This window comes from Nocardioides sp. Z43_10, assembly GCF_059766615.1.
Genome location: NZ_JCBAJY010000001.1, coordinates 625,673 through 649,002 on the forward strand (window position 1 = coordinate 625,673; position 23,330 = coordinate 649,002).

The following is a 23,330-nucleotide window of genomic DNA, read 5'->3' on the forward strand; positions in this document are numbered from 1 at the left end:
CCCCCACGCGAAGGAGCGGCACATGTTGTCCACCCAGATCCGGCTTGCTGCCCGGCCCGTCGGCGAGCCCCAGGACAGCGACCTCGAGTTCGCCGAGGTCGAGTTGCCCGCCCTGGAGGAGGGCCAGCTGCTGGTCCGGGTCGTCTACCTCTCCCTGGACCCCTACATGCGCGGGCGGATGAGCGACGCCCGCTCCTACGCCGCGCCGGTGCAGATCGGTGAGGTGATGGTCGGCGAGGCGGTGTGCGAGGTGCTCGAGTCGCGCTCCCCCGACCGCGCCCCGGGCGACTTCGTCACGGCGTACGCCGGGTGGCAGACCCATGCGGTGGTCCCGGCGAAGTGGACCCGCAAGCTCGACCCGGCGCAGGCGCCGATCTCGACCGGCGTGGGCGTGCTCGGCATGCCCGGCTTCACCGCCTACGCCGGGCTGCTGGAGATCGGGCGCCCCCAGGAGGGCGAGACGGTGGTCACCGCGGCGGCCACCGGGCCGGTCGGCTCCGCGGTCGGGCAGATCGCGAAGCTCAAGGGCGCGCGCGCCGTCGGCATCGCCGGGGGGCCGCGCAAGTGTGAGCTGCTCCTCGAGGAGTACGGCTTCGACGCGGCCGTCGACTACAAGGCGCCCGACTTCGCCGAGCGGCTCAAGGCGGCCGTCCCGGACGGGATCGACGTCTACTTCGAGAACGTCGGCGGCGCGGTCACCGAGCAGGTGCTGCGCCGGCTCAACCTCTACGCGCGGATGCCGGTGTGCGGCCTGGTCTCGGGCTACAACGCCACCTCCGCGCCCGAGGGGCCCGACAAGCTGCCCGGCTTCCTCAGCAAGGTGCTGACGCTGAGCCTGACCGTGCGCGGCTTCATCCAGACCGAGTTCGTGCCGACGCACTACACCGACTTCCAGCGCGAGATGAGCGGTTGGGTGCGCGAGGGGAAGGTGCGCTACCTCGAGGACGTCGCCGTCGGCCTGGAGTCCGTGCCCGAGGCGTTCCGGGGCCTGCTGGCCGGACGCAACGTCGGCAAGCAGCTGGTCCGGATCGGGGACGACCCGACGCGGGGAGCCGGCGCATGAGCATGGGGCCCGGGCTCCCGTCGTACGACGAGGTCCTCGAGCTGCCGGTGGCGCTCAAGGTGAGCGTGCCGCCGGAGTTCGAGGACCGCAACGGGCACATGAACATCCGCCACTACTTCGACGTGCAGTCCGACGCGGTGGCCAGCCTCTTCGAGCGGGTGGACTGGTTCGGCGACTTCGACGGCCGGGCGATGGGGCCGTTCACGATGGAGCAGCACCTGCGCTACCACCGCGAGTGCCACGTCGGCGACCAGCTCTCCGCGCACCTGCGCCTCGTCGAGCGCACCGACAAGGTGGTGCACGGGATCGCGCTGCTGGTCAACCACTCCACCCGCGAGCTCTCCTGCACGCTGGAGTTCCTGCTGGGCAACGTCGACCGCGGCCAGCGTCGGATCGCCGAGTTCCCGGAGCCGGTCGCGCTCGCCTTCGACGAGCTGCTGGCCGAGCACGCGGCGCTGTCGTGGCCGGTCCCCGAGCTCGGAGCGGTCGGCGTACGCCGGGGCTGACTGGGTACCTCGCCCGGGCCCGTGACCTCCCACCGAAGGAGCCCCATGACCGCGAACGCGACCAGCACGACCGGAGCCAGCGACGACGTCGTCGCCCTGCTCGTGCGTCAGCACCAGCACATCCGCGAGCTCTTCACCGAGGTCGGGCGCGCGCGCAGCTCGGAGACCAAGCAGGAGCGCTTCGAGGAGCTGCGGCGCTTCCTCGCCGTGCACGAGACGGCCGAGGAGCTGATCACCCATCCGCGGGCCCGCACCTGCGAGGGGGGCAACGAGGTGGTCGACGTCCGCCTCGAGGAGGAGACCGAGGCCAAGAGGATGCTCGCCGACCTCGACGGCATGTCGGTCGACGACGAGGGGTTCACCGAGCGGCTGGCGACCCTCAAGAAGGCGGTCCTCGCGCACGCCGAGGCCGAGGAGCGCGAGGAGTTCCCGCTGCTGCGCCGAGACGTCGCCGCGGACCGGCTGCGGCTGATGGCGCAGGCGGTGCTGGCGGCCGAGGCGATCGCGCCGACCCACCCGCACCCCAGCGTGGGCAGCTCGATGACCACCAACCTGCTGGCCGGGCCGCTCGTGTCGGTCCTCGACCGCACCCGCGACGCGGTCAAGGCGGTGCTGGCCAAGGGCTGAGCCGGCGCCGGGCCCGGGCTCAGGTCGCGAGCAGCCCGCGCAGGTACGCCGCCTGGCCGACGTGCTGGGTGTCGTCGTTGACGACGCTCACCAGTCGCACGCCCAGCGTCACCGGCGGGTCCCAGCCCTCGTCGACCACCCGGTCGAGGTCCTCGGCGGTGACGCCGGGCAGCCAGGCCACGGTCTGGGCGTGCACCGCGCGCAGGTACGACGCGAGCAGGTCGGCGTCGGCGCGCACCACCGCCACCTGCTCGGGGCTGTGGCCGTAGCCGGTGTCGCCCACCTCCAGAGGAAGGGCGAACCGGTCGGCGAAGCCCTGGGCGGTCCACACCTGCTCGAGCCCGGCGACCTCCGCGACATGATCGTCCTGGACGCGGGTGAGATGCCAGACCAACCAGGCGATGGAGTTGCTGCCGGTGCCCGGGCGGTGGGACAACTCCTTGGCCGAGAGCCCCTCGACGACCGCGAGGCCGTCCTCCAGGACGCGGCCGAAGGCGTCGGCGAGCAGGTCAGCGGGGGTCATGGGGAGACTGTGCCCGGCCTCGGTCTCGGTGTCCAGGCCCGCTCGAAGTCGGCGAGCGCGACCAGCGCGACCTGGCTGATGCCGCTGATGCGCAGCTCGCCACCGGCAGCCAGGACCTGGTCGGTGCACTGGCGCAGCGCCTGGGCCCCGTCGAGGTCGAGGGCCCGGACCCGGGTCAGGTCCAGCGCGAGGCGGCGCCGGCCCGCGGCCAGGGCGGCGTCGACCGCGTGGTGCAGGTCGTAGGAGGTGACGCAGTCGAGGTCACCGTCGACCTCGAGGACCTGATGCTCGCTGTCGGTGACGACGCGAAGGCTCATGGGGGTGCTCCGGTGGTGAGTCCCAGGGTGCTGGGAGCTTCGTGCGGGGAGGCCGGGGTCGACCTCCGTCCTCACGGTAGGGCGGACAGGTTTCCGGCGCGGTGTTCCTGCGCTAACACCAGATGACGAAGAGTGGGGCGGCCCCGCAGCGCGGCCCCGCCGGCTCGGTAGGTTGGGAGGATGACCAACGAACTCACCCCCGAGGAGCTCGAGTTCCTGGCGTCGGCCTTCGAGCTGGCCCGCAACGGCGAGACCGAGACGCTGGCCGCCTACGTCGACCAGGGCCTGCCGGTGAACCTGACCAACAGCTCGGGCGACACGCTGCTGATCCTCGCCGCCTACTACTGCCACGCCGACCTGGTGCGTGCGCTGCTCGAGCGCGGCGCCGACCACGCCCGGGTCAACGACCGCGGACAGACCGCCCTCGCCTCGGCCGTCTTCCGCCGCGAGAAGGAGATCGTCACCGACCTGCTCGCCGCCGGCGCGGATCCCGATCTCGGCGCGAAGTCGGCGGTCGCCATCGCCACCTTCTTCGAGCTGCCGGAGATGCTGGAGCTGATGGGCCGCTGACCCTGTTGCCATCCTGGAAACAGGCGTCTACTGTTTCCTACATGGAAACAGGATCTGGATCGCCGACCCCCGAGCAGGCCCGCGCGCTGCTGGAGCAGCTGGGCCGCGACGAGAGCGCCGTGCGCTACCCCCCGCTGCCGCGCTGGTTCTTCCTGGCGATGAGCGCGATCGTCGCCGCCCTCTACCTGGTCCGGCTGCTGCCGGCGGAGGCCGCGGCGGTGCTGAGCGTCGCGCTGAGCGCCGCGGCCGGCCTGATCGCGTCGCGGTACTGGCTGCGCCGCGACGGCGTGTGCTGGGCCTCGATGAGGTGGCGGGACATGGTCGGCTTCCTGGTGGCCGTCGTCGGCACCTTCGCGGTGTGCGCGCTGGTCGCGGACACCACCGGCGCCCAGTGGGTCTGGGCCCTGGGAGCGGCGGTGGCCGCCGCCGTCGTGCTCGGCACCGGCCGCTCCTACCGCAAGGAGTACGGCGATGCCCGCTGAGGGCGACTTCAACGAGGTCATCCACGCCCCCCAGCGGCTGCGGATCTGCGCGATGCTCAGCGCCGCCCGCAAGGTGGAGTTCGCGGTGCTGCAGGAACAGCTCGGGCTGTCCAAGTCGGCGCTGAGCAAGCACCTCTCCCAGCTGGTCGAGGCCGGGTACGTCAGCCAGGAGCGGACCCTGCGCGACTCCCGCAATCGCTTGTGGCTGTCCCTGACCGGCCCGGGCGCGGCCGCCTACGCCGCCCACGTGCGCGCGCTGCGCGAGATCGTGACCGGCCCGATCGTCGACTCAGGTGCCGCAGAAGGTCCGGTAGCCGGCAGCGAAGTCGCCCGGGGCGGGCTCTGAGTAGCGCTCCAGCCCGGGCCGCTCGTCGTACGGCGCGGTGACCGCCTCGAGCAGCCGCTCCAGGGGCGCGAGGTCACCGGCGGTGCCGGCGGCCAGGGCCTCCTCGACCAGGTGGTTGCGGGGGACGTAGAACGGGTTCACCCGGTCCATCGCGGTCCCGTCCGGACCGAGTGCGCGCCAGCGCTCGAGCCAGGCGTCGATGCCCGCCAGGTCGAGGACCATCCCCCGCACGGGCTCGGCGTCCCCGCCGGCGGCGGCGCCGAGGCGGCGGAAGAAGGACGTCAGGTCGACGTGGTTGTCGCGCAGCAGCACGAACAGGTCGTCGACGAGCGCGCCGACGACCGCCTCGTCGAGACCGTCGGGAAGTCCCAGCTTGGCCCGGACCCCGGCTGTCCAGGCGGCCTCGTACTGCCCCGCGAAGGCTCCCAGCGACTCGCTCGCGAGCGCGATCGCCTGCTCCTGGTCGTCGTGGAACAGCGGCAGCATCGCCTCGGCGAGCCGGGCCAGGTTCCACTGCGCGATGCCCGGCTGGTTGCCGTAGGCGTAGCGCCCGCCCTCGTCGATCGAGCTGTAGACGCATCCCGGGTCGTAGGCGTCCATGAAGGCGCACGGGCCGTAGTCGATGCTCTCCCCGGAGATCGTCATGTTGTCGGTGTTCATCACGCCGTGGATGAAGCCGACCAGCATCCACCGCGCGACCAGCGACGCCTGGGCCGCGACCACGGCGTCGTACAGGGCGAGGGCGGGGTTCTCGGCCTCGGCGGCCTGCGGGTGGTGGCGCGCGATCGCGTGCTCGGCGAGGCGACGCAGCAGGGCGGCGTCGCCCGTGGCGCGCGCGTACTGGAAGGTCCCCACCCGCAGGTGGCTGCTGGCCACCCGAGCCAGCACCGCGCCGGGCAGCACGCTCTCGCGGCGCACCGGCCGGCCGGTGGCCACGACCGCCAGCGAGCGGGTGGTGGGGATGCCGAGCGCGTGCATCGCCTCGCTCACGACGTACTCGCGCAGCATCGGCCCGACGGCCGCCAGACCGTCGCCGCCGCGGGCGAACGGCGTGCGCCCCGAGCCCTTCAGGTGGAGGTCGCGCAGGCGCCCGTCCGGGCCGAGGAGCTCGCCCAGCAGCAGCGCGCGACCGTCGCCCAGCCGGGGGGAGAAGCCGCCGAACTGGTGGCCCGCGTAGGCCTGCGCCACCGGGGTGGCTCCCTCGGGCAACCGGGTGCCGACCAGGAGCCCCACCCCGTCCGCACCGCGCAGGGCGGCAGGGTCGAGGCCGAGGTCGGCGGCGAGCGGCTCGTTGAGGACGAGCAGCCGGGGGTCGGGCGCCGGTTCGGCCTGCCAGGACAGCGCCAGCTCGGGCAGCTCGCGGGCGAAGCGGTCCTGGAGGACGAAGGTCGGTGCGGAGGTGCTGGTCACCTCTTCGAGAATACGGACCGCCACCAGGGCCAGCCGTCCGCGCGCCCCGGAGGCGGCCGGATTCGGCTCCGGAGCCGCCGCGCGGCCCCTAGGGTGTGCGTCCATGACCCTCACGCCCGAGAACGCCACGCGGTTCGCCGAGACCTTCGATCGGCTGACCGCCAACGTCGGGCAGGCACTGCTGGGCAAGACCCCGGCGATCCGGCTGGCGCTGACCTGCATGCTCGCCGAGGGCCACCTGCTGCTCGAGGACGCGCCCGGAACCGGCAAGACGGCCCTGGCCCGCGCGATCGCGGCGAGCGTCGAGGGCTCGCACAGCCGGATCCAGTTCACGCCCGACCTGCTGCCCTCCGACATCACCGGCGTCACGATGTTCGACCAGAGCGCCGGGACCTGGACGTTCCACCGAGGCCCGGTCTTCGCCTCGATCGTGCTGGCCGACGAGATCAACCGGGCCTCGCCCAAGACCCAGTCCGCCCTGCTGGAGGTGATGGAGGAGTCCCACGTCACCGTGGACGGCACCCGCTACGACGCGGGTCGGCCGTTCATGGTCATCGCGACCCAGAACCCGGTCGAGCAGGCCGGCACCTACCGGCTCCCCGAGGCACAGCTGGACCGGTTCCTGATGAAGACGTCGGTGGGCTACCCGGATCGGGCGGCGGCCATCGAGGTGCTCGCCGGATCGGCCAGCCCCGACCGCGCCGCCGGCCTCTCCCCGGTCATCGCGACCTCCACCGTCGCGGAGATGGCCGACCTGGTGCGCCTCAACCATGTCGACCACGCGGTCCTCGACTACGTCCAGCGCCTGGTCGAGGCGACCCGCGAGGACCCCGACACCACGCTGGGGGTCTCCACGCGCGGCGCCATCGCGATGGTGCGGGCCACCCGGGTCTGGGCCGCCTCCGCCGGTCGCCCCTACGTGCTGCCCGACGACGTGAAGCAGCTCGCGGTGCCGGTCTGGGCCCACCGGCTGGTGCTCGCCCCCGACGCCGAGTTCAGCGGCACCCGGCCCGAGGACGTCGTGGGGCGCGTGCTGGAGACCGTGCAGCCTCCCGCGCTGCGGACCGTCGGGTGAGCGGTACCACCCCGCTGGGCCGCGCCACCCTGGCGTGCTGCCTGCTGGCCGCGGGGCTGGGCGCCTGGCAGGGGTGGCTGGAGTTCCTCACGCTCGCGCTGGTCCTCGCGGGCGCCCTGCTGCTGGCGGTGCTGCGCACCCGCGGCCGGGCCGACTACGCCGTGCGGTTGGAGCTGACCACGCCGCGGGTCGTGGTGGGCGAGCCCGCCACCGGGCGCGTCGTGGTCCGCAACCGGTCGCGGCGCCCGCTGAGCGGGGTCCGGGTGGAGCTGGGGCTCGGGACGCTGGCCCTGCCGCGGCTGGCGGGAGGCGAGGAGCGCGCCGAGGAGTTCACGGTGCCGACCGGGCGCCGCGCGGTCCTCCCGCTCGGCCCGGTCACGGCGGTGCGCGGCGACCCGCTCGGGCTGATCCGCCGCAGCCGGGTCTGGCCGGAGGTGGTGGAGCAGTACGTCCACCCCCGCACCTTGCGCCTCGAGGGCGCCGGCGGCGCCTTCCTGCGCGACGTCGACGGCGCGGCCACCCTCGACCTCTCGTCCTCGGACCTGGCCTTCCACTCCCTGCGCGACTACGTGCCCGGCGACGACCGCCGCGCCATCCACTGGCGGACCACGGCGCGGGTGGGCCGGCTGGTGATCCGCCAGTTCGAGGAGAGCCGGCGCACCCAGCTGCTCATCGCCCTCTCCGTGCGGTCCGAGGACTACGCCGCGCCCGCCGAGCTCGAGCTGGCCGTGGCCGTCGCCGCGTCGCTGGGCGTGCACGCGATGCGCGAGGGCCGTGAGGTCGCCGTCGTCACGCAGGCCGGCCCACTGGTCTTCCGGACCCCCACCGTGCTGCTGGACAGGCTCGCGGGTCTCGAGGTGCGACCCGGCGCGGCCGCGCTGCACGAGGTCGTCGCGCGCGGGCTCGCACGCTCTCCGCACACCTCGGTCTGCGCGCTGGTGCTGGGCGGCGGTGCCGACCCCGACGAGATCGCCTCGTGCGCGGCCGCCGTGCCCCGCGACCTCGCCGCGTTCGCCGTGCGCTGCCAGCCGGGCGAGCAGGCGGCCCGGCACCGCGTCCAGCAGGTCGACGTGCTGGACGTGGCCACCCTGGGCGACCTGCCGCGCGGACTGCGGACCCTGCCATGAGAGCGCGCATGCACCGAAGCGCCCACACCTCGCGGACCGCCGCGCGCGGCACGCACGAGCTCTCCGCCGGCGCGGTTGTCGACGTGCTGGCGCTCAGCGTGCTGCTCGGCGTCGCTGCGATGGCCTACGGCCCCGCCTTCGAGGGCCTGTCCGGCTACCGCGCGGCCGGTGGAGGCGTCCAGATCGGCCTGGTGGTCGCGCTCGTCTCCGCGTGGCGCGGCTGGTCACGGTGGGTGACGGTGTCGGTGGGGGCCGGGGCGTTCCTGCTGCTCGGAGGGCTCTTCGCGCTGCCGCACGACGCCGTGGCCGGGGTGTTCACCGGGCCGGGGACGGGGCGCCGGCTGCTCTCGCTCTCCGGGTCCGTGTGGGCCGACCTGCCCACCCTGAGCGTGCCGGCTCCCGAGGAGTCGGGCGCCACCGTGCTGCCCTACCTGGCCGGGACGATCTGCGCCCTCGCGGCAGGCATGCTGGCGTTGCGCGGGCGTCGGCCGCTGCTGGCGATGGTGCCGGTGCTGGCCTTCGTCGCCAGCGGCATCATGTGGGGCACCGACGAGGCGAGCTGGGCGGTCGGGCAGGGGCTGGTGCTCGGTGTGGTCGGGCTCGGTTGGGCGTCGTGGCGCAGCGGCCGAGGCCGCACCCAGCCGGGTGCTGTCGCCCTCCGCTCGTCCGGGGCCCGGCCGCTCTGGGCGGGGGTGGCGGTGCTCGCCCTGGCGGCCGGTGCCGCGGGCGCCGGCGGGGTCGGCCTCTCCGGCGTCGCCGAGCGCCAGGTGCTGCGCGACGCGGCGGTGCCGCAGCTCGACGTCGGGGCCTACCCCAGCCCGCTGATCCGCTACCGCCACTTCGCGCAGGGTCTGCGCGAGGAGACCCTGCTCACGGTGCGCGGTCTGCCGCGCGCCGGCAGGCTCCGGGTGGCGACCCTGGAGAGCTACGACGGCTTCGTCTACGAGCAGGCAGGCGGAGCGGACTACGCCGAGCTCGACGGCGAGGACATCGAGCCGGCCGACGAGGGAGACGGCCCCGACCGCACCGGCGGCGGCTCGGGCACCGAGCCCACCACCGTCCAGGTCACCGTCGGGAAGTACGACGGGGTCTGGGTGCCCGGGGGCGGAGACCTGCGCCGGATCACCTTCGACGGGCCGCGCGCCGGGCTGCTCGCCGAGAGCGCCCACTACGACGCCACCACCGGCAACGTGCTGGCCACGGCCGGGCTGGAGGAGGGCGACGGCTACCGGGTGCAGCTCGTGCTGCCCCGCCGGAGCGTGTCCCTGGCAGACCTCGGCGGGGTGGGCGCCGCCGACCTGCGGCTGCCGCCGGTGCTTCGGGTGCCCGCCGTCGTCCGCGAGCGGGCCGTGGAGTTCGCCGGGGAGGAGAGCGACCCGGCCCTGCGGATCGCGCGGATCGTGGAGACGCTGCGCTACTGGGGGTTCTTCTCCGACGGCTCCGACGGGCGCTCGCAGCCCGGGCACGGCGCACCGCGGATGCAGCGACTGCTCACCGATCCCGTGCTGGTCGGGGACGACGAGCAGTTCGCGGTGGTGACCGCGCTGATGGCGCGCACGCTGGGCATCCCCGCGCGGGTGGTGCTGGGCTTCCACCGCGACGCCCGTCCGCAGGGCGCCGGAGACGCCCAGCGACAGGTCGAGCTGACCGGGGCAGACCTGCGCGTGTGGGCGGAGGTCGCCTTCGAGGGGCAGGGCTGGGTGCCCGTCGAGGCCACCCCGCCCCGCGACAAGACGCTGCCGGCCGAGGCCTCGGCCAAGGGCGGGAAGCGGCCGGGCCGACAGCGCCAGGACCGCGAGCAGGACGCGGCTGCCGACGACGCCGCGGACGCGGAGTCCGATGCTGAGCGCGGCTCCGGGCGGCCGCTGGGATGGGTGCTGTGGTGGGTGCTGGCGCTGGTGGCGACGTTGCTCCCCGGCGCGAGCGTCGCGGCGGCGAAGGCGCTGCGGCGTCGTCGGCGCCGCAGCCGCGGCGGCGTGCTGCAACGACTCGGCGGGGCCTGGGAGGAGGTCCTCGACACGGCCACCGACGTGGGCAGCCCGCTGCCGGCGACACGGACCCGGCACGAGGCCGCGCAGAGCCTGGCCGCGCGGCACCCCGCCGCGGTGCTCGTGCCGCTGGCCGACGAGGTGGACGCCTGGGTGTTCGGCCCCGCGGAGCCGAGTGAGGAGGACGTCGCGCTGGTCTGGGTCGCCTCCGACGCCGCCCGCGCCGCGGTGCGCGGCGGCGTCACCCGGCCCCGCCGCTGGTGGGCGCTGCTCTCCCCGGCCTCGCTGCGGCGGCGAGGCTAGTACCGTCCAGGGAATGAGGACTCTGCCGCGCGCCCTGTCCGTGTGTGCCGTCGCTGTGGGAGCCCTGCTCTCCGGGTGCGGGGGCGAGGACGAGTCCAGTGAGAAGGCCGACGCGTCGACGAGCGAGTTCAACGACGCCGACATCGCCTTCGCCACCGAGATGATCCAGCACCACGCCCAGGCCCTGTCGATGGTGGACCTCACCGTGGGCCGGCCGCTGAGTCCCGGGACCTCCCAGCTGGTCGAGGACATCCGGGACGCGCAGAGCCCGGAGATCGAGACGATGAGCGACTGGCTGGTCACCTGGGACGAGCCGGTGCCCGAGACGGTGCGTGACCACGCCAACTCCCACGGCGGGGGTCACGGCGGGGGTCACGGTGACGCCGAGGGCGGCGACATGCCCGGGATGATGTCCGCGGCCGAGATGACGGCGCTGGAGAAGGCCCCGGACGCCGGGTTCGAGGACCTGTGGCTGGAGATGATGATCGAGCACCACGAGGGCGCCGTCACGATGGCCGAGGAGCAGCAGGAGGCCGGGCAGTACGGGCCGGCCCTCGAGCTCGCCGAGGACATCGAGACCAGTCAGCAGGCCGAGATCGAGATGATGGAGGGCATGCTCGAGTCCTGAGCGGCCCGCGGCTCAGCCGACGGCCCGCAGGAACTGCTCGAGGATCGGGCCGGAGGTCCGCGACCCCGACTGGCCCCTCTCCACGAACACCGCCACCGCCAGGTCCCCCTGGGCCGCGACCATCCAGGTGTGGGTGGCCAGCGGCGTGGCGGTGCCGAACTCCGCCGTGCCGGTCTTGGCGATCACCTGCCCGGGCAGGTCGGCCAGGAACGCGCCGCTGCCCTCGGTGACCACCGCGCGCAGCAGCGCGCGCAGCTCCCGTGCCTCGGCCGGGGTGAGCGGCTGCTTCGGCGGCGTCCGGGTCACCTCGACGTCCGGCAGCAGCACCGGCAGCACGGCCTCGCCGGCGCTCACCGAGGCCATCACGGTCGCCATCGCCATCGGCGAGGCCAGCACCTGGCCCTGGCCGATCAGGTCGGCCGCGGCCGTCGTCTCGCTCGCGGGGGGAGGAACCTCGCCGAAGAAGGCCGGGAAGCCGAGGTCGTGGTCGACGCCGAGCCCCAGGGCGGCGGCCGCGTCGGCCAGCGCACCCTCTGCGACCCGGGCGCGCGAGGAGATGATCGCGGTGTTGCAGGAGTGGGCGATCGCGGTGCGCAGCGGGACCCGGCCCAGGGCGGAGGCGGGGTAGTCGTCGTAGTTCTTGAACGCCTTGCCGTCCACGCTGACCGTCGGCGCGCAGGTCACCGGGGTGGCCGCGGTGAGGCCCCCCCGCAGCAGCGCCAGCGAGCTGACCACCTTGAAGGTGGAGCCCGGTGCGTACTGGCCGAACGTCGCGGTGTTGTAGCCCTGGGAGCCGGGCCCGCTGGCCGCGGCGACGATCTCGCCGGTGCTGGGCCGGAGCGCGACCAGCGCGCTGGGGGGACGGACCCCGGCCAGCGAGGCCTCCGCCGCGCTCTGGGCCCGAAGGTCGAGGGTGGTGCGCAGCGGCTCGCCGCTGGTCTCCTCGACGTCGAAGAGGGAGCGCGCCTCGCCCGCCGCGTCGGCCGACTGCGCAACGGCGCGGACCGCGATCCCGGGGGTGCCGGCCAGCTGCTCGTCGTAGCGCGCCTGCAGGCCGGAGATCCCGACCACGTCGCCGGCCTCGAGCTCGCCGTCGGACTCCTCGATCATCTCGGCGGTGGCCTCGCCGACCGTCCCGAGCAGAGGGGCGGCGAAGCCACGGGTGGGAGGCAGCGAGAGCTGGTCGCCGACGACCAGCACGCCGGGCAGCCCCTCGGCCGCCTGGAGCAGCGCGGGGGCGGCGTCCTCCTCGCGCAGCACGACCGCCTCGACGTACGCCTTGGCCCCGGCGGTGCGCACCCGCTCGACGTACGCCGCGACGTCGAGGTCGAGCAGCCCGCCCAGCTGTCGGGCGGAGGCCACCGCCCGGGCAGGTGGGACCTTCGTCTTGTCGACGCCGAAGCGCAGCACCCCCCGGCTGGTGACCAGCGGGCGATCGCCGGCCCCCAGGATGTCGCCGCGTCGCGCGGGCAGCACCTGGGCGTCGAGCACCTCGCCCTCGGCCAGCGACGGCTCGACCAGCGCGGGGTCCCACGACAGGGCCCACTCCTCGCCCGCTCGGGTCAGCTCGGCGGTGGTCTCGTAGGTCCAGGTCTCGCCGCCGACCTGCCAGGTCCAGGTCAGCGGCGCGCTCGCGGAGTCGTCCTCCACCTCGGGCTCGCCCGCCTCCACGGTGACGGGAAGGTCGCCCATGCCCTCGAGGATCGCGCTCAGCTGGTCGTCGGCGTCGGAGTCCTCAGCCGCGATCAGCACGTTCGGGAGGCTGCGCTTGGTCAGCGACGCCGCGAGTGTGTCGGCGAGGTCCGCGGCCTCGTCGGCTGACGAGGATCCCGAGCAGCCCGAGGCGAGCAGGCCCAGGGCCACCACGGCCGTCGTCGAGAGGCGGACACGGTTCCACGAGTTGCGCACCCGAGGAGCCTGCCACAGGACGGGGACGGTCGGCTCAGCTCTTGCCGAACAGGCGGCTCAGCAGGCCGCCGGAGCCGCGCTGGGCCTTGACCTCGGCCTTGGAGTGGCCCGGGCAGCGCTGCGACTTCGGTACGCCGGCCAGGACCTGGTCGACGTGCATCCCGCAGCCGGCCCAGCCGGTCTTTCCGCAGGTACGGCAGGTGATCGCTCGGCACATGGTGGTTCTCCTTCGATGTGGGGTGGGTGAGGGTCGGTCAGTCGTGCGAGAAGCGGACGGCGGGCAGCAGGCGGGTCAGCCAGGCGGGCGACCACCAGGCGGCGGCACCGGTCAGCCGCAGCATCACCGGAAGCAGCACCAGGCGGACCAGGAAGGCGTCGAGCAGCACCGCGACGCCGAGCACGATGCCCATCTCCTTGGGCGGCAGCGGGCCGGACAGGGCGAAGGTGAAGAACACCGCGACCATCACCGCTCCCGCGGCGAAGATCACCCGGCCGGAGTGGGCCAGCGAGCCGACCATGGCCTCCTTCGCGTCACCGGACTTCTCCCAGTGCTCCTTGGCCGAGGCCAGCAGGAACACGGTGTAGTCCATCGCGATCGCGAAGATCATCGCGAAGAAGAACACCGGTGCCCAGGCGTCCAGGAAGCCCTGGCTCTCGAATCCGAGGAGCCCCGATCCGTGCCCGTCCTGGAAGACCAGCCGGGCCACGCCGAAGGCGGCGGCCGTGGAGAGCAGGCTGACGAGCGTGCCGAGCAGGGAGATCAGCGGGGCCTGCAGCGCGAAGAGCAGCAGCGCGAAGCCCAGCGCCAGGACCACCCCGATGACCACCGGGGTGGACTCGTCGAGCTGGCTCTTGAGGTCGAGGTTCTCCACCGGGGCGCCGCCCACCAGGGCGGAGCCGGGGAGCTCGGCGCGGAGCCGGTCGACGGTGTCGGCGAGCTCGGGGTCCGAGGGGTCGACCGTGGGCACGGCCTGGATCAGGACCCAGTCGCTGCCGTCCGCCGCAGGAGCGGCCGGCATCGCCGCGGCGATCCCCTGGTCGCGCTCCAGCACGCCGGCGGCGGCGTCGGCGTCGGCGGCGTCGGCCACGATCGTCAGGGTGCCGGGGGCGCCGTCGCCGAACGCCTTCTGGACCTGGTCGTAGCCGACGCGGGCGCTCGCGTCCTCGGGCAGCACCTTGATGGAGGGCATCGCGGTCTTCAGGCCGATCACCGGCGCGGCCAGCGCGAGCAGCACGATCAGCGAGCCCAGGCCCCAGGCGACCGGGTGCTTCCACAGCCGCTCACCCCAGGCGGCGAACCTCGGCGAGCGGTGCTGCTCGGGCCGCGCCCACCGCAGCGCGCCCTTGTTGATCCGGTGATCGAGGCTGAAGAGCACCAGCGGGAGCAGGGTCAGCGTGGCGGCCAGCACGAAGACCACCGAGAGCATGATGCCGCCGGCCATCGAGCGGAACGACGGCGAGGGCACGATCATCACCGCGGACAGGGAGATCAGCACCGTCGCACCGGAGAGCAGGACGGCCTTGCCGGCGGTGTCCATCGTCTCCGCGATCGCCTGTCGGGCGTTCGCGTGATGGGCCTTGCGGGCCGCCCGGAAGCGGACGACGAGGAACAGGGCGTAGTCGATGCCCAGGGCGAGGGCGAACATCATCGCGAAGTTCATCGCCCAGATCGACACCGGCACGAGTTCGTTGATCAGCACCAGCGACCCGGCCGAGGCGACCAGGCCGGCCAGCGTCAGGATCAGGGGCAGGCCGGCCGCGACCAGGGCGCCGAACGCCAGCACCAGGATGGCCAGGGTCACCGGCCAGGACACCATCTCGGACTTGAGCATCGCCTCGAGGTTGGCCTCGTTGAAGTCCGACCAGAGCAGCGAGGCTCCCGTCGGGTTGACCTGGATGTCGCTGCGCGAGAGCTCCTCGAGCGGGCCCTTGAGATCGTTGGCGACCCGGACCATCTCGTTCGGGTCCGCCCCCGCGCCGGCCAGCAGGATCGCGGTGCTGCCGTCCGGGCTGAGGGTGGCTCCGGCCATCGGCTGGACGATCTCCGCGATCCGGGAGTCCGCGTCGAGCATCTCGGTGGCCTCGGTGAGGACCTCGGCGCCCGCGCCCTCGGTGACCGAGCCGTCCGGGTCGTGCACGACGACCTGGATGGCCGAGCTGGCGTTGCCGCCGAAGCGCTCCTGGGCCAGCTCGCGGGCCGCGACCGACTCCGATCCGTCCGCCTGCCAGCCGGCACCGGACAGGTTGCGCTCCACCTGGGGGGCGAAGACCCCCAGGCCGACGATCACGATCAGCCAGGCGACGGCGGTGAGCCTGCGGTGCTCGGTGACCCACAGCCCGACCCGGCCGAGGGGACCGGGGCGAGGTGTCGGGGAGCCGACGGCGGGATCGCGGGGTGGGGTGGGGTGGATGTCCGTCGTGGACATGGCGGATCTCTTTCTGCTGGGCGGGGGGAGCGTGGGAAGAGGGCGGGGGACGCGCGTCAGAGGAGCGCGGGCAGCGCCCGGGCCGCGGTGTAGAGCGCGACGAGAAGCACCATCACGGTGAAGGCGCCGGCCAGGCGCCGGGTGTCGGTGCGCGCGGCGAGGCGGGCCCCGAGGAAGCCGCCGACGGCGGAGGCCGCGGTCAGCGCCAGCACCAGGTCCCAGTCCGGGGAGACCCCGGAGCCGGTGCGGACCGCGAGCGCGGCGGCGGTGGTCAGGGTGATCACCACGAGCGAGGTGCCCGCGGCGTAGCGCATCGGCAGCGCGAGCACCAGGACCAGGGCGGGTACGACGAGGAAGCCGCCGCCCACCCCGAGGAACCCGGTCAGCACGCCGACGGCCGTGGCGGTGAGCAGCACCGCGGCGGCGCGCCGGCAGTGGCACACGAACGTGGGGCGCAGGCCGATGATCGGCTCGTCGGCACCGGGCCGCTGGCCGTCGCCTGAGGGGTCCGTGTTGCGCAGCTGGCGGATCGCCATCAGCGCGCCGACGAAGAGCATCAGCACCGCGAACGCCGCGAGCAGCACGTCGTCGGCGACCAGTGCTGAGGCGCGGGCGCCGATCACGGCGCCGCCGATCGCGAGCACGCCGAAGGCGACTCCCCGGCCGAGCAAGACGTTGCCGGCGCGGTGGGCGGTGGCGGCGCCGATCAGCGAGGTCACCCCGACGACGACCAGCGAGCCGGTGGTGGCCTGGGCCGCGCTCTGGTCGAGCGCGTAGACCAGGACCGGGACGGCGAGGATCGAGCCGCCGCCGCCGAGGGCCCCGAGGCTGAGACCGATCAGGGCCCCGGCGAGCAGGGCGACGACGAGCAGGGTCACCCGTCCGCCTCGGGGCCGGTCAGGTGCAGGCCCGCCTGGCGTGCCTCGTCGAAGGAGTCGTCGACGGCGACCACGTCGCGGCCCGCCGCGTCGAGCAGCGAGGCGGCGATGGAGGCGCGGTAGCCCCCGGCGCAGTGCACCCACACCTCGCCGCCCGGCACCTCGCCGAGACGGTGCGGGAGCTCGTGGAGGGCGATGCTGACCGCGCCCGTGAGGTGCGCCGCGGCGTGCTCGTCGGTGCGCCGCACGTCCAGGACCACGATCGCGCGGTGGTGCAGCACCTGAGCCAGGTCGGCGAAGGTGGCGGTGGGGAAGCTGGCCAGCGGCGCGCGGGTCCAGTCCTCGGGCCGGCCGGTGGCGTGCGCGGCGGGCCGGTCGATGCCGATGCGCACCAGCTCGCGCTGCGCCTGGGCGACCGCCTCGGGCGTCTCGCCGAGCAGCGTCACCGGGGTGCCCCAGGTGATCAGCCAGCCGAGGTACGTCGCCAGGGCGCCGTCGAGGCCGAAGTTCAGGGTGCCCGGCACGTGCCCGGCGGCGAACGCCGTCCGGTTGCGCAGGTCGACGACCCACTCGCCGGCCTCGATCCGCCGGCGCAGCTCGTCGGCGTCGGCCAGCGACGGGGGGCTGAGGTCCGGCTCGGCGGGCCCGGCGGAGTTCGCCGGCGCCATCTGGGCGTAGTACGCCGGCCAGGCGCCGAGCCCGGCGAGCAGCTCGCGGACGTAGGTCTCCTCGTCCTGGGTGAGCGCCGGGTTGGCGCTCTTCTCCCGGCCGATCGTGGACTCGGTGGCCGCGGACTGGGTGGCCGAGCAGAACGAGCCGAAGCCGTGGGTCGGGAAGAGGTCCGCGCGATCGGGCAGCAGGTCGGCCAGCCGGTGCGCCGAGGCGTGTTGGTGGCGGACCAGGGCGTCGGTGTGGTCGGGGCCGAGCAGGTCGGGCCGGCCGGTGGCGCCGTAGAGCAGCGACCCGCCCGAGAAGACTCCCACCGCCTGCTCCAGCGACCCGCCGGCGTCGCTGAGCGCGTAGGAGAGGTGCGTGAAGGTGTGGCCCGGCGTGGCCAGGGCCGTCACTCGCATCCTCGTGCCCACCCGCACGACGTCATGGTCACGGATCGGGGTCCGCTCGAAGGTGACCGGGTCCTCGGCGTTGACGTGGTAGCGCGCGCCGGTACGCCGGGCCAGGGCGAGTCCTCCGGTCACGTAGTCGTTGTGGATGTGGGTCTCGAAGACGTCGCTCAACCGCACCCCGTGCTCCTCGAGCAGCGCGAGGACGCGGTCGATGTCGCGCTGCGGGTCGACCACGAAGGCGACCTCGCCGTCGTGGACGAGATAGCTGCGGTCACCGAGCGTCGGGGTGTCGATCGTCAGGACCGTCAGGTCGCGGTGCGCCGGCGTCGAGGTGGGGTGACTCATGCCGTGCCCTCGTCGATCGGGTGGCCGGCGCGTGCCCAGCCCTGGGTGCCGCCGCTGACCGACCAGGCGTCGTAGCCGGCGGCGCGCAGCAGGTCCGTCATCGGCCGGGAGCGGTTGCCCGACGCGCAGACCACGAAGATCGGCCTCTCGCGAGGCAGCTGCGCCATCCGGTCGGCCAGTTGGCCCATCGGGATCGGCAGCGCGCCCCGGACGTGTCCCGCGGCGTACTCGGCGGGCTCGCGCACATCGACGACCACGCCGTCGGGGAGGCGGTCGGCGAGCTGCTCGACGGTGATCTCGGGTGTCGTGTCGGTCATGTCGGGGGTTCCTTCCGGGAGGGGATCCGGTTGTGGCAATACCCTAGGGGGTATGGTGGCGGCAATGCAAAACACCCCTGGGGGTATTCTTTCCTCCTGGGGTGCGACCCCCCAGTCGAGGAGCCGTTCATGAGCACCACCTGTCCGGGCGCCGAGAGCCTCGAGGCCACCGCGGTGGCCGGGGGTCTGGGTGGGACGCGATGATGGAGTCGCTGGGCGCGGCCTCGCACCACCGCCGCGGACCTGACACCCGACCACGAGGAGAAGTGATGGAGCTCGACCCCGACGAGATGGGCCCGGTCATCAACCGGATCAAGCGCGCGCAGGGCCAGCTCGCCGGCGTGCTGCGGATGCTGGAGGAGGGCCGCGACTGCGAGAACGTGGTCACCCAGCTGGCCGCGGTCTCCAAGGCGCTCGACCGGGCCGGCTTCGCGATCGTCGCCCAGGGCCTGCAGCAGTGCCTGACCACCGGCGACGGGATCGACGGCGTCGACGTGAAGAAGATGGAGAAGCTCTTCCTCTCCCTCGCCTGAAAGCGGCCGAGTCGGCGCAACTTCGCGTCGTACGGCGGCCGAGTCGGCGCAACTTCGCGTCGTACGGCGGCCGAGTCGGCGCAACTTCGCGAGCCCCCGGGGGTGTCCGCGCCCGGTCCTAGGCTGACCGGGTGACCTCCTCTCCCGTCCCGCTGCAGCTGCCCGAGCCCGACGCCACCCACGACTGGCTCGAGGCACGCACCCGCGCCGGACTGGAAGCGGCGCGCGCGCTGGTCGACCGGCTGCGCGCCGAGTCGCCGGCCGGCGCCCTCGAGGTGCTGCGGACCTGGGACGAGGCGACCCGTCACCTCAGCAACGTCGCGGCGATGGGCTCCCTGTTCAGCAACGTGCACCCGCTCGAGCCGGTCCGCGACCGCGCCGAGCAGGCCGAGCAGGAGGTCGACCGGCTGCACACCGAGCTGGGTCTCGACCGGAGGCTGCACGACGTCTTCGCCGCGCTGGACCCGGCCGAGCTGGAGCGCGAGGACCCGTCGGGACAGGCCTCCCGTCTGCTGGCCAAGACCCTCGACGACTTCCGGCGAGCCGGCGTCGACCGCGACGCGGCGACCCGGGCCCGGATCACCGAGGTAAACCAGCGGCTCACCGAGCTGGGCCAGCAGTTCGGCAAGGCGATCCGCGACGACGTGCGCACGGTCCGGGTCCGCGCCGAGCTGCTCGCCGCGATGCCGCAGGACTGGCTCCAGGCGCACCCGGTGGACGCCGACGGCCTGGTCGCGGTCACCACCGACTACCCCGACGCGATCCCGGTGCGCACCTTCTGCACCGATGCCGGGGTGCGCCGCGAGCTGACCACGCAGTTCCTCAACCGCGGCTGGCCGGTGACCGAGCCGCTGCTGCGCGAGATGTTCGCGCTGCGCCAGGAGCGCGCCGAGCTCGTCGGCTACCCCGACTGGGCCGACTTCGACGCGGCGGTGAAGATGATCGGCTCCGGCGCCGCGATCCCCGCCTTCGTCGACCGGATCGCGGATGCCGCCCTGGCGCCCGCCGAGCGCGATCTGGAGGTCCTGCTCGATCGGCTGCGCCGCGACCGTCCCGACGCCACCGGCATCGACGCCGCCGACCTGGCCTTCTACGAGGAGGCGGTACGCCGTGAGCAGCTCGATGTGGACGCCCGGCTGGTACGCACCCACTTCGCCTTTGACAAGGTCCGCCAAGGTCTCCTCGACGTGACCGGTCGGCTCTTCGGCCTGCGTTACGAGCCGGTCCCCGGAGCGCTCACCTGGCACGCCGACGTCGCGACGTACGACGTCTTCGCGACCGATCCGGCGCTGGCTCAGCCGCAGGTTCGGCTGGGTCGCATCCACCTCGACCTCCACCCGCGGGCGGGCAAGTACAAGCACGCCGCGCAGTTCTCGCTGACCGACGGCCTGGCCGGTCGCCAGCTCCCCGAGGGCGTGCTCGTCTGCAACTTCTCGCGCGACCTGATGGAGCACGACCAGGTGGTCACGCTGTTCCACGAGTTCGGCCATCTCCTCCATCACGTGCTCGCCGGGCGCGCCGCCTGGACCCGGTTCTCGGGTGTCGCCACCGAGTGGGACTTCGTCGAGGCGCCCAGCCAGATGCTCGAGGAGTGGGCCTGGGACGCCGAGATCCTGCGCAGCTTCGCCACCGACGCCCAGGGGGCGCCCATCCCCGCCGATCTGGTCGAGCGGATGCGGCGCGCCGACGACTTCGGCAAGGGCTACCACGCTCGGACCCAGACATTTTATGCGGCGATGTCCTACTGGTTCCACCAGGACCGGCCCGACGACCTGACCGCCGCGATGCGTGCGCTGCAGGAGCGCTACTCGCTGCTCGGCTGGATCGAGGGCACGCACATGTTCGCCAGCTTCGGCCACCTCGGCGGCTACTCCTCGGGCTACTACACCTACGCGTGGTCGCAGGTGATCGCCAAGGACCTGTTCGGCGCGTTCGATCCCGACGACCTGTTCGCCCCGGAGGTGGCGGCCCGGTACCGCGACCGAGTGCTGGTGCCGGGCGGCAGCCGCGACGCCGCGGACCTGGTCGAGGACTTCCTGGGCCGGCCCTACACGTTCGAGCCCTACGCCGCCTGGCTGGCCCGGTAGCCGCCCGCCCCGGGAGCCTTGTCTCGGTCGATACTCCGGCGTATTGTCGCGATATATCGTTCGTAACCGACAGGAGGAGAACCGATGACGCACGGATTCGACGCACACGGGGCCCAGGGCCCCGAGGAGCAGGCGGCGCCGTACGGCGAGAGCCGGCCAGGCGACCGTCGACGGGGAGGCGCTCGGGGTCCCGGCGGCGGCCATGGCGGCGGGCACGGCGGCGGCCCCTGGGGCGGCCACAGCAGCGGCCACGGTGGCGGACGAGGCCGGCCCGAGTGGGGGCCGGGTCGCCAGGCGCCGCCGTGGGTGGCGGGGCTGCTCGGCTTCGATCGCGGGGAGCGCCGCCGCGGACCGCGGGTGCGGCGCGGTGACGTCCGCTCCGCGATCCTGGACATCCTGCGCGGCGCGCAGGAGGGTGAGCCGGTCAATGGCTACCAGGTCATCCAGCAGATCGCCGAGCGGACCCACGACGCCTGGCGGCCGAGCCCCGGATCGGTCTACCCGACCATCCAGCAACTTCAGGACGAGGGGCTCGTGGTCGAGGACTCCAGCCGCGGGCGTCGCGCGCTGCGGCTGACCGAGGCGGGCGTCGCCCATGTCGAGGAGCACGCCGAGGAGCTGGCCGCGGTCTGGGCGCCGTTCAGCGACAGCGCGGGCGAGGACGTGGCCGATGGCCTCGACCTCAAGCCCGAGATCGGGCAGCTGATGAGCGCCGTGTGGCAGGTGGTGACCACCGGCTCCCAGGCACAGCGCCGGGCCGCCGCGGAGCTGCTCGTCGAGACCCGGCGCCGGCTCTACGGCATCCTGGCCGAGGACGACGTCGAGCCCGAGGAGGGCTGAGCCCCGAGGCGCGAGACCCAGCCCGGCGGCCCGGACCGCGCCGTAGCATCGGCGCGGTGACCACCCCCTCGTTCGACCTCGACCAGGACCACCTCGACCTGCGGGCGTGGGTGCACGCCTTCGCCCGCGACGTGGTGCGCCCGGCCGCCGCGGAGTGGGACGAGCGCGAGGAGTTCCCCTGGCCGGTGCTGGAGGAGGCCGCCAAGATCGGGCTCTACTCCCTGGACTTCTTCGCCACCCAGAGCTTCGACGAGACCGGCCTCGGCATCCCGGTCACGATGGAGGAGCTGTTCTGGGGCGACGCCGGCATCGGACTGTCCATCGTCGGTACGACGCTCGCGGCCGCCGCGGTCAGCGCCAACGGCACCCCCGAGCAGGTCGGGGAGTGGGTGCCGCAGATGTTCGGCGAGCCGGGCGACCTCAAGCTCGCGGCGTTCTGCTCCTCCGAGCCCGACGCCGGCTCCGACGTGGGCGCGATGCGCACCCGCGCGACCTACGACGAGGCCAGCGACGAATGGGTCCTCAACGGCACCAAGACCTGGGCGACGAACGGCGGGCTCGCCGACGTGCACGTGGTGACCTGCGTGGTCGACCCCGAGCTGCGCACCCGCGGCCAGGCCAGCTTCGTCGTCCCGCCCGGCACCAAGGGGCTCAGCCAGGGGCAGAAGTTCCACAAGCACGGCATCCGCGCCTCGCACACCGCCGAGGTGGTGCTCGACAACGTGCGGGTGCCCGGCCGCTGCCTGCTCGGCGGCAAGGACAAGCTGGACGCCCGGCTGGCCAAGGCCCGCTCCGGGACGTCCGGCTCCGGGCGCGCCAACGCGTCGATGGCGACGTTCGAGCGGACCCGGCCGGCGGTCGGCGCGCAGGCGATCGGCATCGCCCGCGCCGCCTACGAGGTGGCGCTGGACTACGCCAAGACCCGGGAGCAGTTCGGCAAGGCGATCATCGAGAACCAGGCGATCGCCTTCGCCCTGGCCGACATGGCCACCTCGATCGAGGCCTCCCGGCTGCTCGTCTGGCGGGCGGCGTGGATGGCGCGCACCGGCAAGCAGTTCACCGCCGCGGAAGGGTCGATGTCCAAGCTGCACGCCGGCGAGACGGCGGTGAAGGTGACCGGCCAGGCCATGCAGATCCTCGGCGGCAACGGCTACACCCGCGAGTACCCGGTCGAGCGGATGGCGCGCGACGCCCGGATCTACACGATCTTCGAGGGCACCTCCGAGATCCAGCGCCTGGTCATCGCGCGCGCGATCTCGGGGGCCCCGATCCGGTGAGCGCCGGCCCGGCGCGCGGGCGGGGCCGCTTCGACGGCTTCATCGCCGGCGCCGGCAGCAGCAGCGGCGTGCGCCTGGTCGTCGGGCACTGGCCGAGCACCCCGTTCGGGCCGTTCTCGGACGTGATGGTGGAGACCGCGCACGGGCATCGGCTGCTGCTCGCGCCGAGCGCCGAGGTGCGCGACTTCGTCGCCGGGACCTACGCGTTCGACGAGACCCGGGTGGAGCCGGTGGAGGTCGCCGTCGGCGACGCCCGCTGGCAGGTGCGCTCACCCTCGCTGACCCTGGACCTGGAGGTGGGTCGGCGAACCGCCCTGGGCCGGCTGCTGCGCGCCGTACCGCGTGGACTCGCGGCCAGCCCGCTGTTCTGCACGCTCACCGACCCGGTGGCGCGGGTGGTGCTCAGCGGCGTGCGCACCCGCGGCACCGCCCTGGCCGGGCGCCGCGAGTGGTACGGCGCGACCGACGCGCGTGCGCTCACCGGGCTGCGCGGCAGCCTGGACGGGGTGGCCCTGGGTGCGCTGGCGCCGGTCGACCCGCCGTGCCGCTTCGGCTTCTCCTCCACCCCGCGCCGACCCAGCGTCACCACGGTCGTCACCACCGTGGACGACCTGCTCTGAGCCGGGGCGCACATGCGGCGGCGCCGGCCTCCGGATGCGAGATCCGGGAGCCGGCGCCGGCGGGCAGGGG

Annotated in this window: 24 protein-coding genes; 15 read left to right on the forward strand and 9 right to left on the reverse strand. The window is 73.8% G+C overall.

What is annotated here, in order from left to right; all coding sequences use genetic code 11:
• Positions 1-22 precede the first annotated feature (22 nt).
• Genes curA through AC6EI4_RS02955 form a run of 3 tightly spaced genes read left to right on the forward strand, consistent with a single transcriptional unit; the run spans position 23 to position 2,196 of the window.
• The gene (gene curA / locus AC6EI4_RS02945) at positions 23-1,063 is read left to right on the forward strand and encodes an NADPH-dependent curcumin/dihydrocurcumin reductase (protein ID WP_498419909.1); all 1,041 of its coding nucleotides are present in this window, start codon (positions 23-25) and stop codon (positions 1,061-1,063) included.
• Positions 1,060-1,569 (forward strand): thioesterase family protein, encoded by a 510-nt coding sequence (locus AC6EI4_RS02950; protein WP_498450522.1) that lies wholly within the window; start codon positions 1,060-1,062, stop codon positions 1,567-1,569. The genes curA and AC6EI4_RS02950 overlap by 4 nt, the downstream gene beginning before the upstream one ends.
• A gap of 45 nt (positions 1,570-1,614) precedes the next feature.
• Positions 1,615-2,196 carry a hemerythrin domain-containing protein gene (locus AC6EI4_RS02955; protein WP_498450523.1) on the forward strand — a complete coding sequence of 194 codons (582 nt, stop codon included), beginning with the start codon at positions 1,615-1,617 and terminating at the stop codon, positions 2,194-2,196.
• A 19-nt stretch (positions 2,197-2,215) separates the two neighbouring features.
• On the opposite strand, the gene AC6EI4_RS02960 is transcribed toward AC6EI4_RS02955, so the two are convergent.
• Both AC6EI4_RS02960 and AC6EI4_RS02965 read right to left on the reverse strand, forming a co-directional pair.
• Positions 2,216-2,719 (reverse strand): mycothiol transferase, encoded by a 504-nt coding sequence (locus AC6EI4_RS02960; RefSeq protein WP_498419904.1) that lies wholly within the window; start codon positions 2,717-2,719, stop codon positions 2,216-2,218.
• Positions 2,716-3,036, reverse strand: coding sequence for an STAS domain-containing protein (locus AC6EI4_RS02965; protein WP_498419902.1), 321 nt, complete (start codon positions 3,034-3,036; stop codon positions 2,716-2,718). The genes AC6EI4_RS02960 and AC6EI4_RS02965 overlap by 4 nt, the downstream gene beginning before the upstream one ends.
• Before the next feature lie 180 nt (positions 3,037-3,216).
• On the opposite strand from AC6EI4_RS02965, the gene AC6EI4_RS02970 reads away from it, so the two are divergent.
• Genes AC6EI4_RS02970 through AC6EI4_RS02980 form a run of 3 tightly spaced genes read left to right on the forward strand, consistent with a single transcriptional unit; the run spans position 3,217 to position 4,434 of the window.
• On the forward strand, positions 3,217-3,606 hold the full coding sequence (locus AC6EI4_RS02970; RefSeq protein WP_498419900.1) for an ankyrin repeat domain-containing protein: 390 nt from the start codon (positions 3,217-3,219) through the stop codon (positions 3,604-3,606).
• A gap of 41 nt (positions 3,607-3,647) precedes the next feature.
• Positions 3,648-4,088 (forward strand): hypothetical protein, encoded by a 441-nt coding sequence (locus tag AC6EI4_RS02975; protein ID WP_498419898.1) that lies wholly within the window; start codon positions 3,648-3,650, stop codon positions 4,086-4,088.
• The gene (locus AC6EI4_RS02980; protein WP_498419896.1) at positions 4,078-4,434 is read left to right on the forward strand and encodes a transcriptional regulator; all 357 of its coding nucleotides are present in this window, start codon (positions 4,078-4,080) and stop codon (positions 4,432-4,434) included. The genes AC6EI4_RS02975 and AC6EI4_RS02980 overlap by 11 nt, the downstream gene beginning before the upstream one ends.
• Here AC6EI4_RS02980 and AC6EI4_RS02985 read toward each other — a convergent pair.
• A complete protein-coding gene (locus tag AC6EI4_RS02985) occupies positions 4,378-5,844 on the reverse strand; it encodes a protein adenylyltransferase SelO (RefSeq protein WP_498450524.1) in 1,467 nt (488 codons plus the stop codon). The genes AC6EI4_RS02980 and AC6EI4_RS02985 overlap by 57 nt on opposite strands.
• Before the next feature lie 103 nt (positions 5,845-5,947).
• Here AC6EI4_RS02985 and AC6EI4_RS02990 point away from each other — a divergent pair, with 103 nt between their 5' ends.
• The 4 genes from AC6EI4_RS02990 to AC6EI4_RS03005 are packed head-to-tail and all read left to right on the forward strand — an operon-like array spanning position 5,948 to position 10,965.
• Positions 5,948-6,919 (forward strand): AAA family ATPase, encoded by a 972-nt coding sequence (locus tag AC6EI4_RS02990; RefSeq protein ID WP_498450525.1) that lies wholly within the window; start codon positions 5,948-5,950, stop codon positions 6,917-6,919.
• Complete coding sequence (locus AC6EI4_RS02995) at positions 6,916-8,046, forward strand: DUF58 domain-containing protein (RefSeq protein WP_498419891.1); 1,131 nt, start codon at positions 6,916-6,918, stop codon at positions 8,044-8,046. The genes AC6EI4_RS02990 and AC6EI4_RS02995 overlap by 4 nt, the downstream gene beginning before the upstream one ends.
• 8 nt (positions 8,047-8,054) lie before the next feature.
• Positions 8,055-10,337: a transglutaminaseTgpA domain-containing protein gene (locus AC6EI4_RS03000; RefSeq protein ID WP_498450526.1), complete on the forward strand. Its 2,283-nt coding sequence runs from the start codon at positions 8,055-8,057 to the stop codon at positions 10,335-10,337.
• Positions 10,338-10,350: 13 nt separating this feature from the next.
• Complete coding sequence (locus tag AC6EI4_RS03005) at positions 10,351-10,965, forward strand: DUF305 domain-containing protein (RefSeq protein ID WP_498450527.1); 615 nt, start codon at positions 10,351-10,353, stop codon at positions 10,963-10,965.
• Positions 10,966-10,977: 12 nt separating this feature from the next.
• Here the strand turns inward: AC6EI4_RS03005 and AC6EI4_RS03010 are convergent, their stop codons facing one another.
• Genes AC6EI4_RS03010 through AC6EI4_RS03035 form a run of 6 tightly spaced genes read right to left on the reverse strand, consistent with a single transcriptional unit; the run spans position 10,978 to position 17,903 of the window.
• Positions 10,978-12,873, reverse strand: coding sequence for a penicillin-binding transpeptidase domain-containing protein (locus AC6EI4_RS03010; protein WP_498450528.1), 1,896 nt, complete (start codon positions 12,871-12,873; stop codon positions 10,978-10,980).
• Positions 12,874-12,907: 34 nt separating this feature from the next.
• A complete protein-coding gene (locus AC6EI4_RS03015; protein WP_498419884.1) occupies positions 12,908-13,090 on the reverse strand; it encodes a DUF8730 family Cys-rich protein in 183 nt (60 codons plus the stop codon).
• 37 nt (positions 13,091-13,127) lie between these two features.
• On the reverse strand, positions 13,128-15,299 hold the full coding sequence (locus AC6EI4_RS03020; protein WP_498419882.1) for an MMPL family transporter: 2,172 nt from the start codon (positions 15,297-15,299) through the stop codon (positions 13,128-13,130).
• Between the two features lie 56 nt (positions 15,300-15,355).
• Positions 15,356-16,177 carry a sulfite exporter TauE/SafE family protein gene (locus tag AC6EI4_RS03025; protein WP_498419880.1) on the reverse strand — a complete coding sequence of 274 codons (822 nt, stop codon included), beginning with the start codon at positions 16,175-16,177 and terminating at the stop codon, positions 15,356-15,358.
• Positions 16,174-17,586, reverse strand: coding sequence for an MBL fold metallo-hydrolase (locus AC6EI4_RS03030; RefSeq protein WP_498450529.1), 1,413 nt, complete (start codon positions 17,584-17,586; stop codon positions 16,174-16,176). Before AC6EI4_RS03030 ends, AC6EI4_RS03025 begins: the two co-directional genes overlap by 4 nt.
• Positions 17,583-17,903 carry a rhodanese-like domain-containing protein gene (locus AC6EI4_RS03035; protein WP_498450530.1) on the reverse strand — a complete coding sequence of 107 codons (321 nt, stop codon included), beginning with the start codon at positions 17,901-17,903 and terminating at the stop codon, positions 17,583-17,585. Before AC6EI4_RS03035 ends, AC6EI4_RS03030 begins: the two co-directional genes overlap by 4 nt.
• Positions 17,904-18,172: 269 nt before the next feature.
• Here AC6EI4_RS03035 and AC6EI4_RS03040 point away from each other — a divergent pair, with 269 nt between their 5' ends.
• The 5 genes from AC6EI4_RS03040 to AC6EI4_RS03060 all read left to right on the forward strand — a co-directional run bounded on the left by AC6EI4_RS03040 (position 18,173) and on the right by AC6EI4_RS03060 (position 23,260).
• The gene (locus tag AC6EI4_RS03040) at positions 18,173-18,436 is read left to right on the forward strand and encodes a metal-sensitive transcriptional regulator (protein ID WP_498419876.1); all 264 of its coding nucleotides are present in this window, start codon (positions 18,173-18,175) and stop codon (positions 18,434-18,436) included.
• 131 nt (positions 18,437-18,567) lie between these two features.
• Positions 18,568-20,523: a M3 family metallopeptidase gene (locus AC6EI4_RS03045; RefSeq protein ID WP_498450531.1), complete on the forward strand. Its 1,956-nt coding sequence runs from the start codon at positions 18,568-18,570 to the stop codon at positions 20,521-20,523.
• A gap of 84 nt (positions 20,524-20,607) precedes the next feature.
• The gene (locus AC6EI4_RS03050; RefSeq protein ID WP_498450532.1) at positions 20,608-21,363 is read left to right on the forward strand and encodes a PadR family transcriptional regulator; all 756 of its coding nucleotides are present in this window, start codon (positions 20,608-20,610) and stop codon (positions 21,361-21,363) included.
• 56 nt (positions 21,364-21,419) lie between these two features.
• A complete protein-coding gene (locus AC6EI4_RS03055) occupies positions 21,420-22,640 on the forward strand; it encodes an acyl-CoA dehydrogenase family protein (RefSeq protein WP_498450533.1) in 1,221 nt (406 codons plus the stop codon).
• Entirely contained in the window at positions 22,637-23,260 is a 624-nt protein-coding gene (locus AC6EI4_RS03060) for a hypothetical protein (protein WP_498450534.1), read from the forward strand. Before AC6EI4_RS03055 ends, AC6EI4_RS03060 begins: the two co-directional genes overlap by 4 nt.
• The last annotated feature ends 70 nt before the right edge of the window (positions 23,261-23,330 follow it).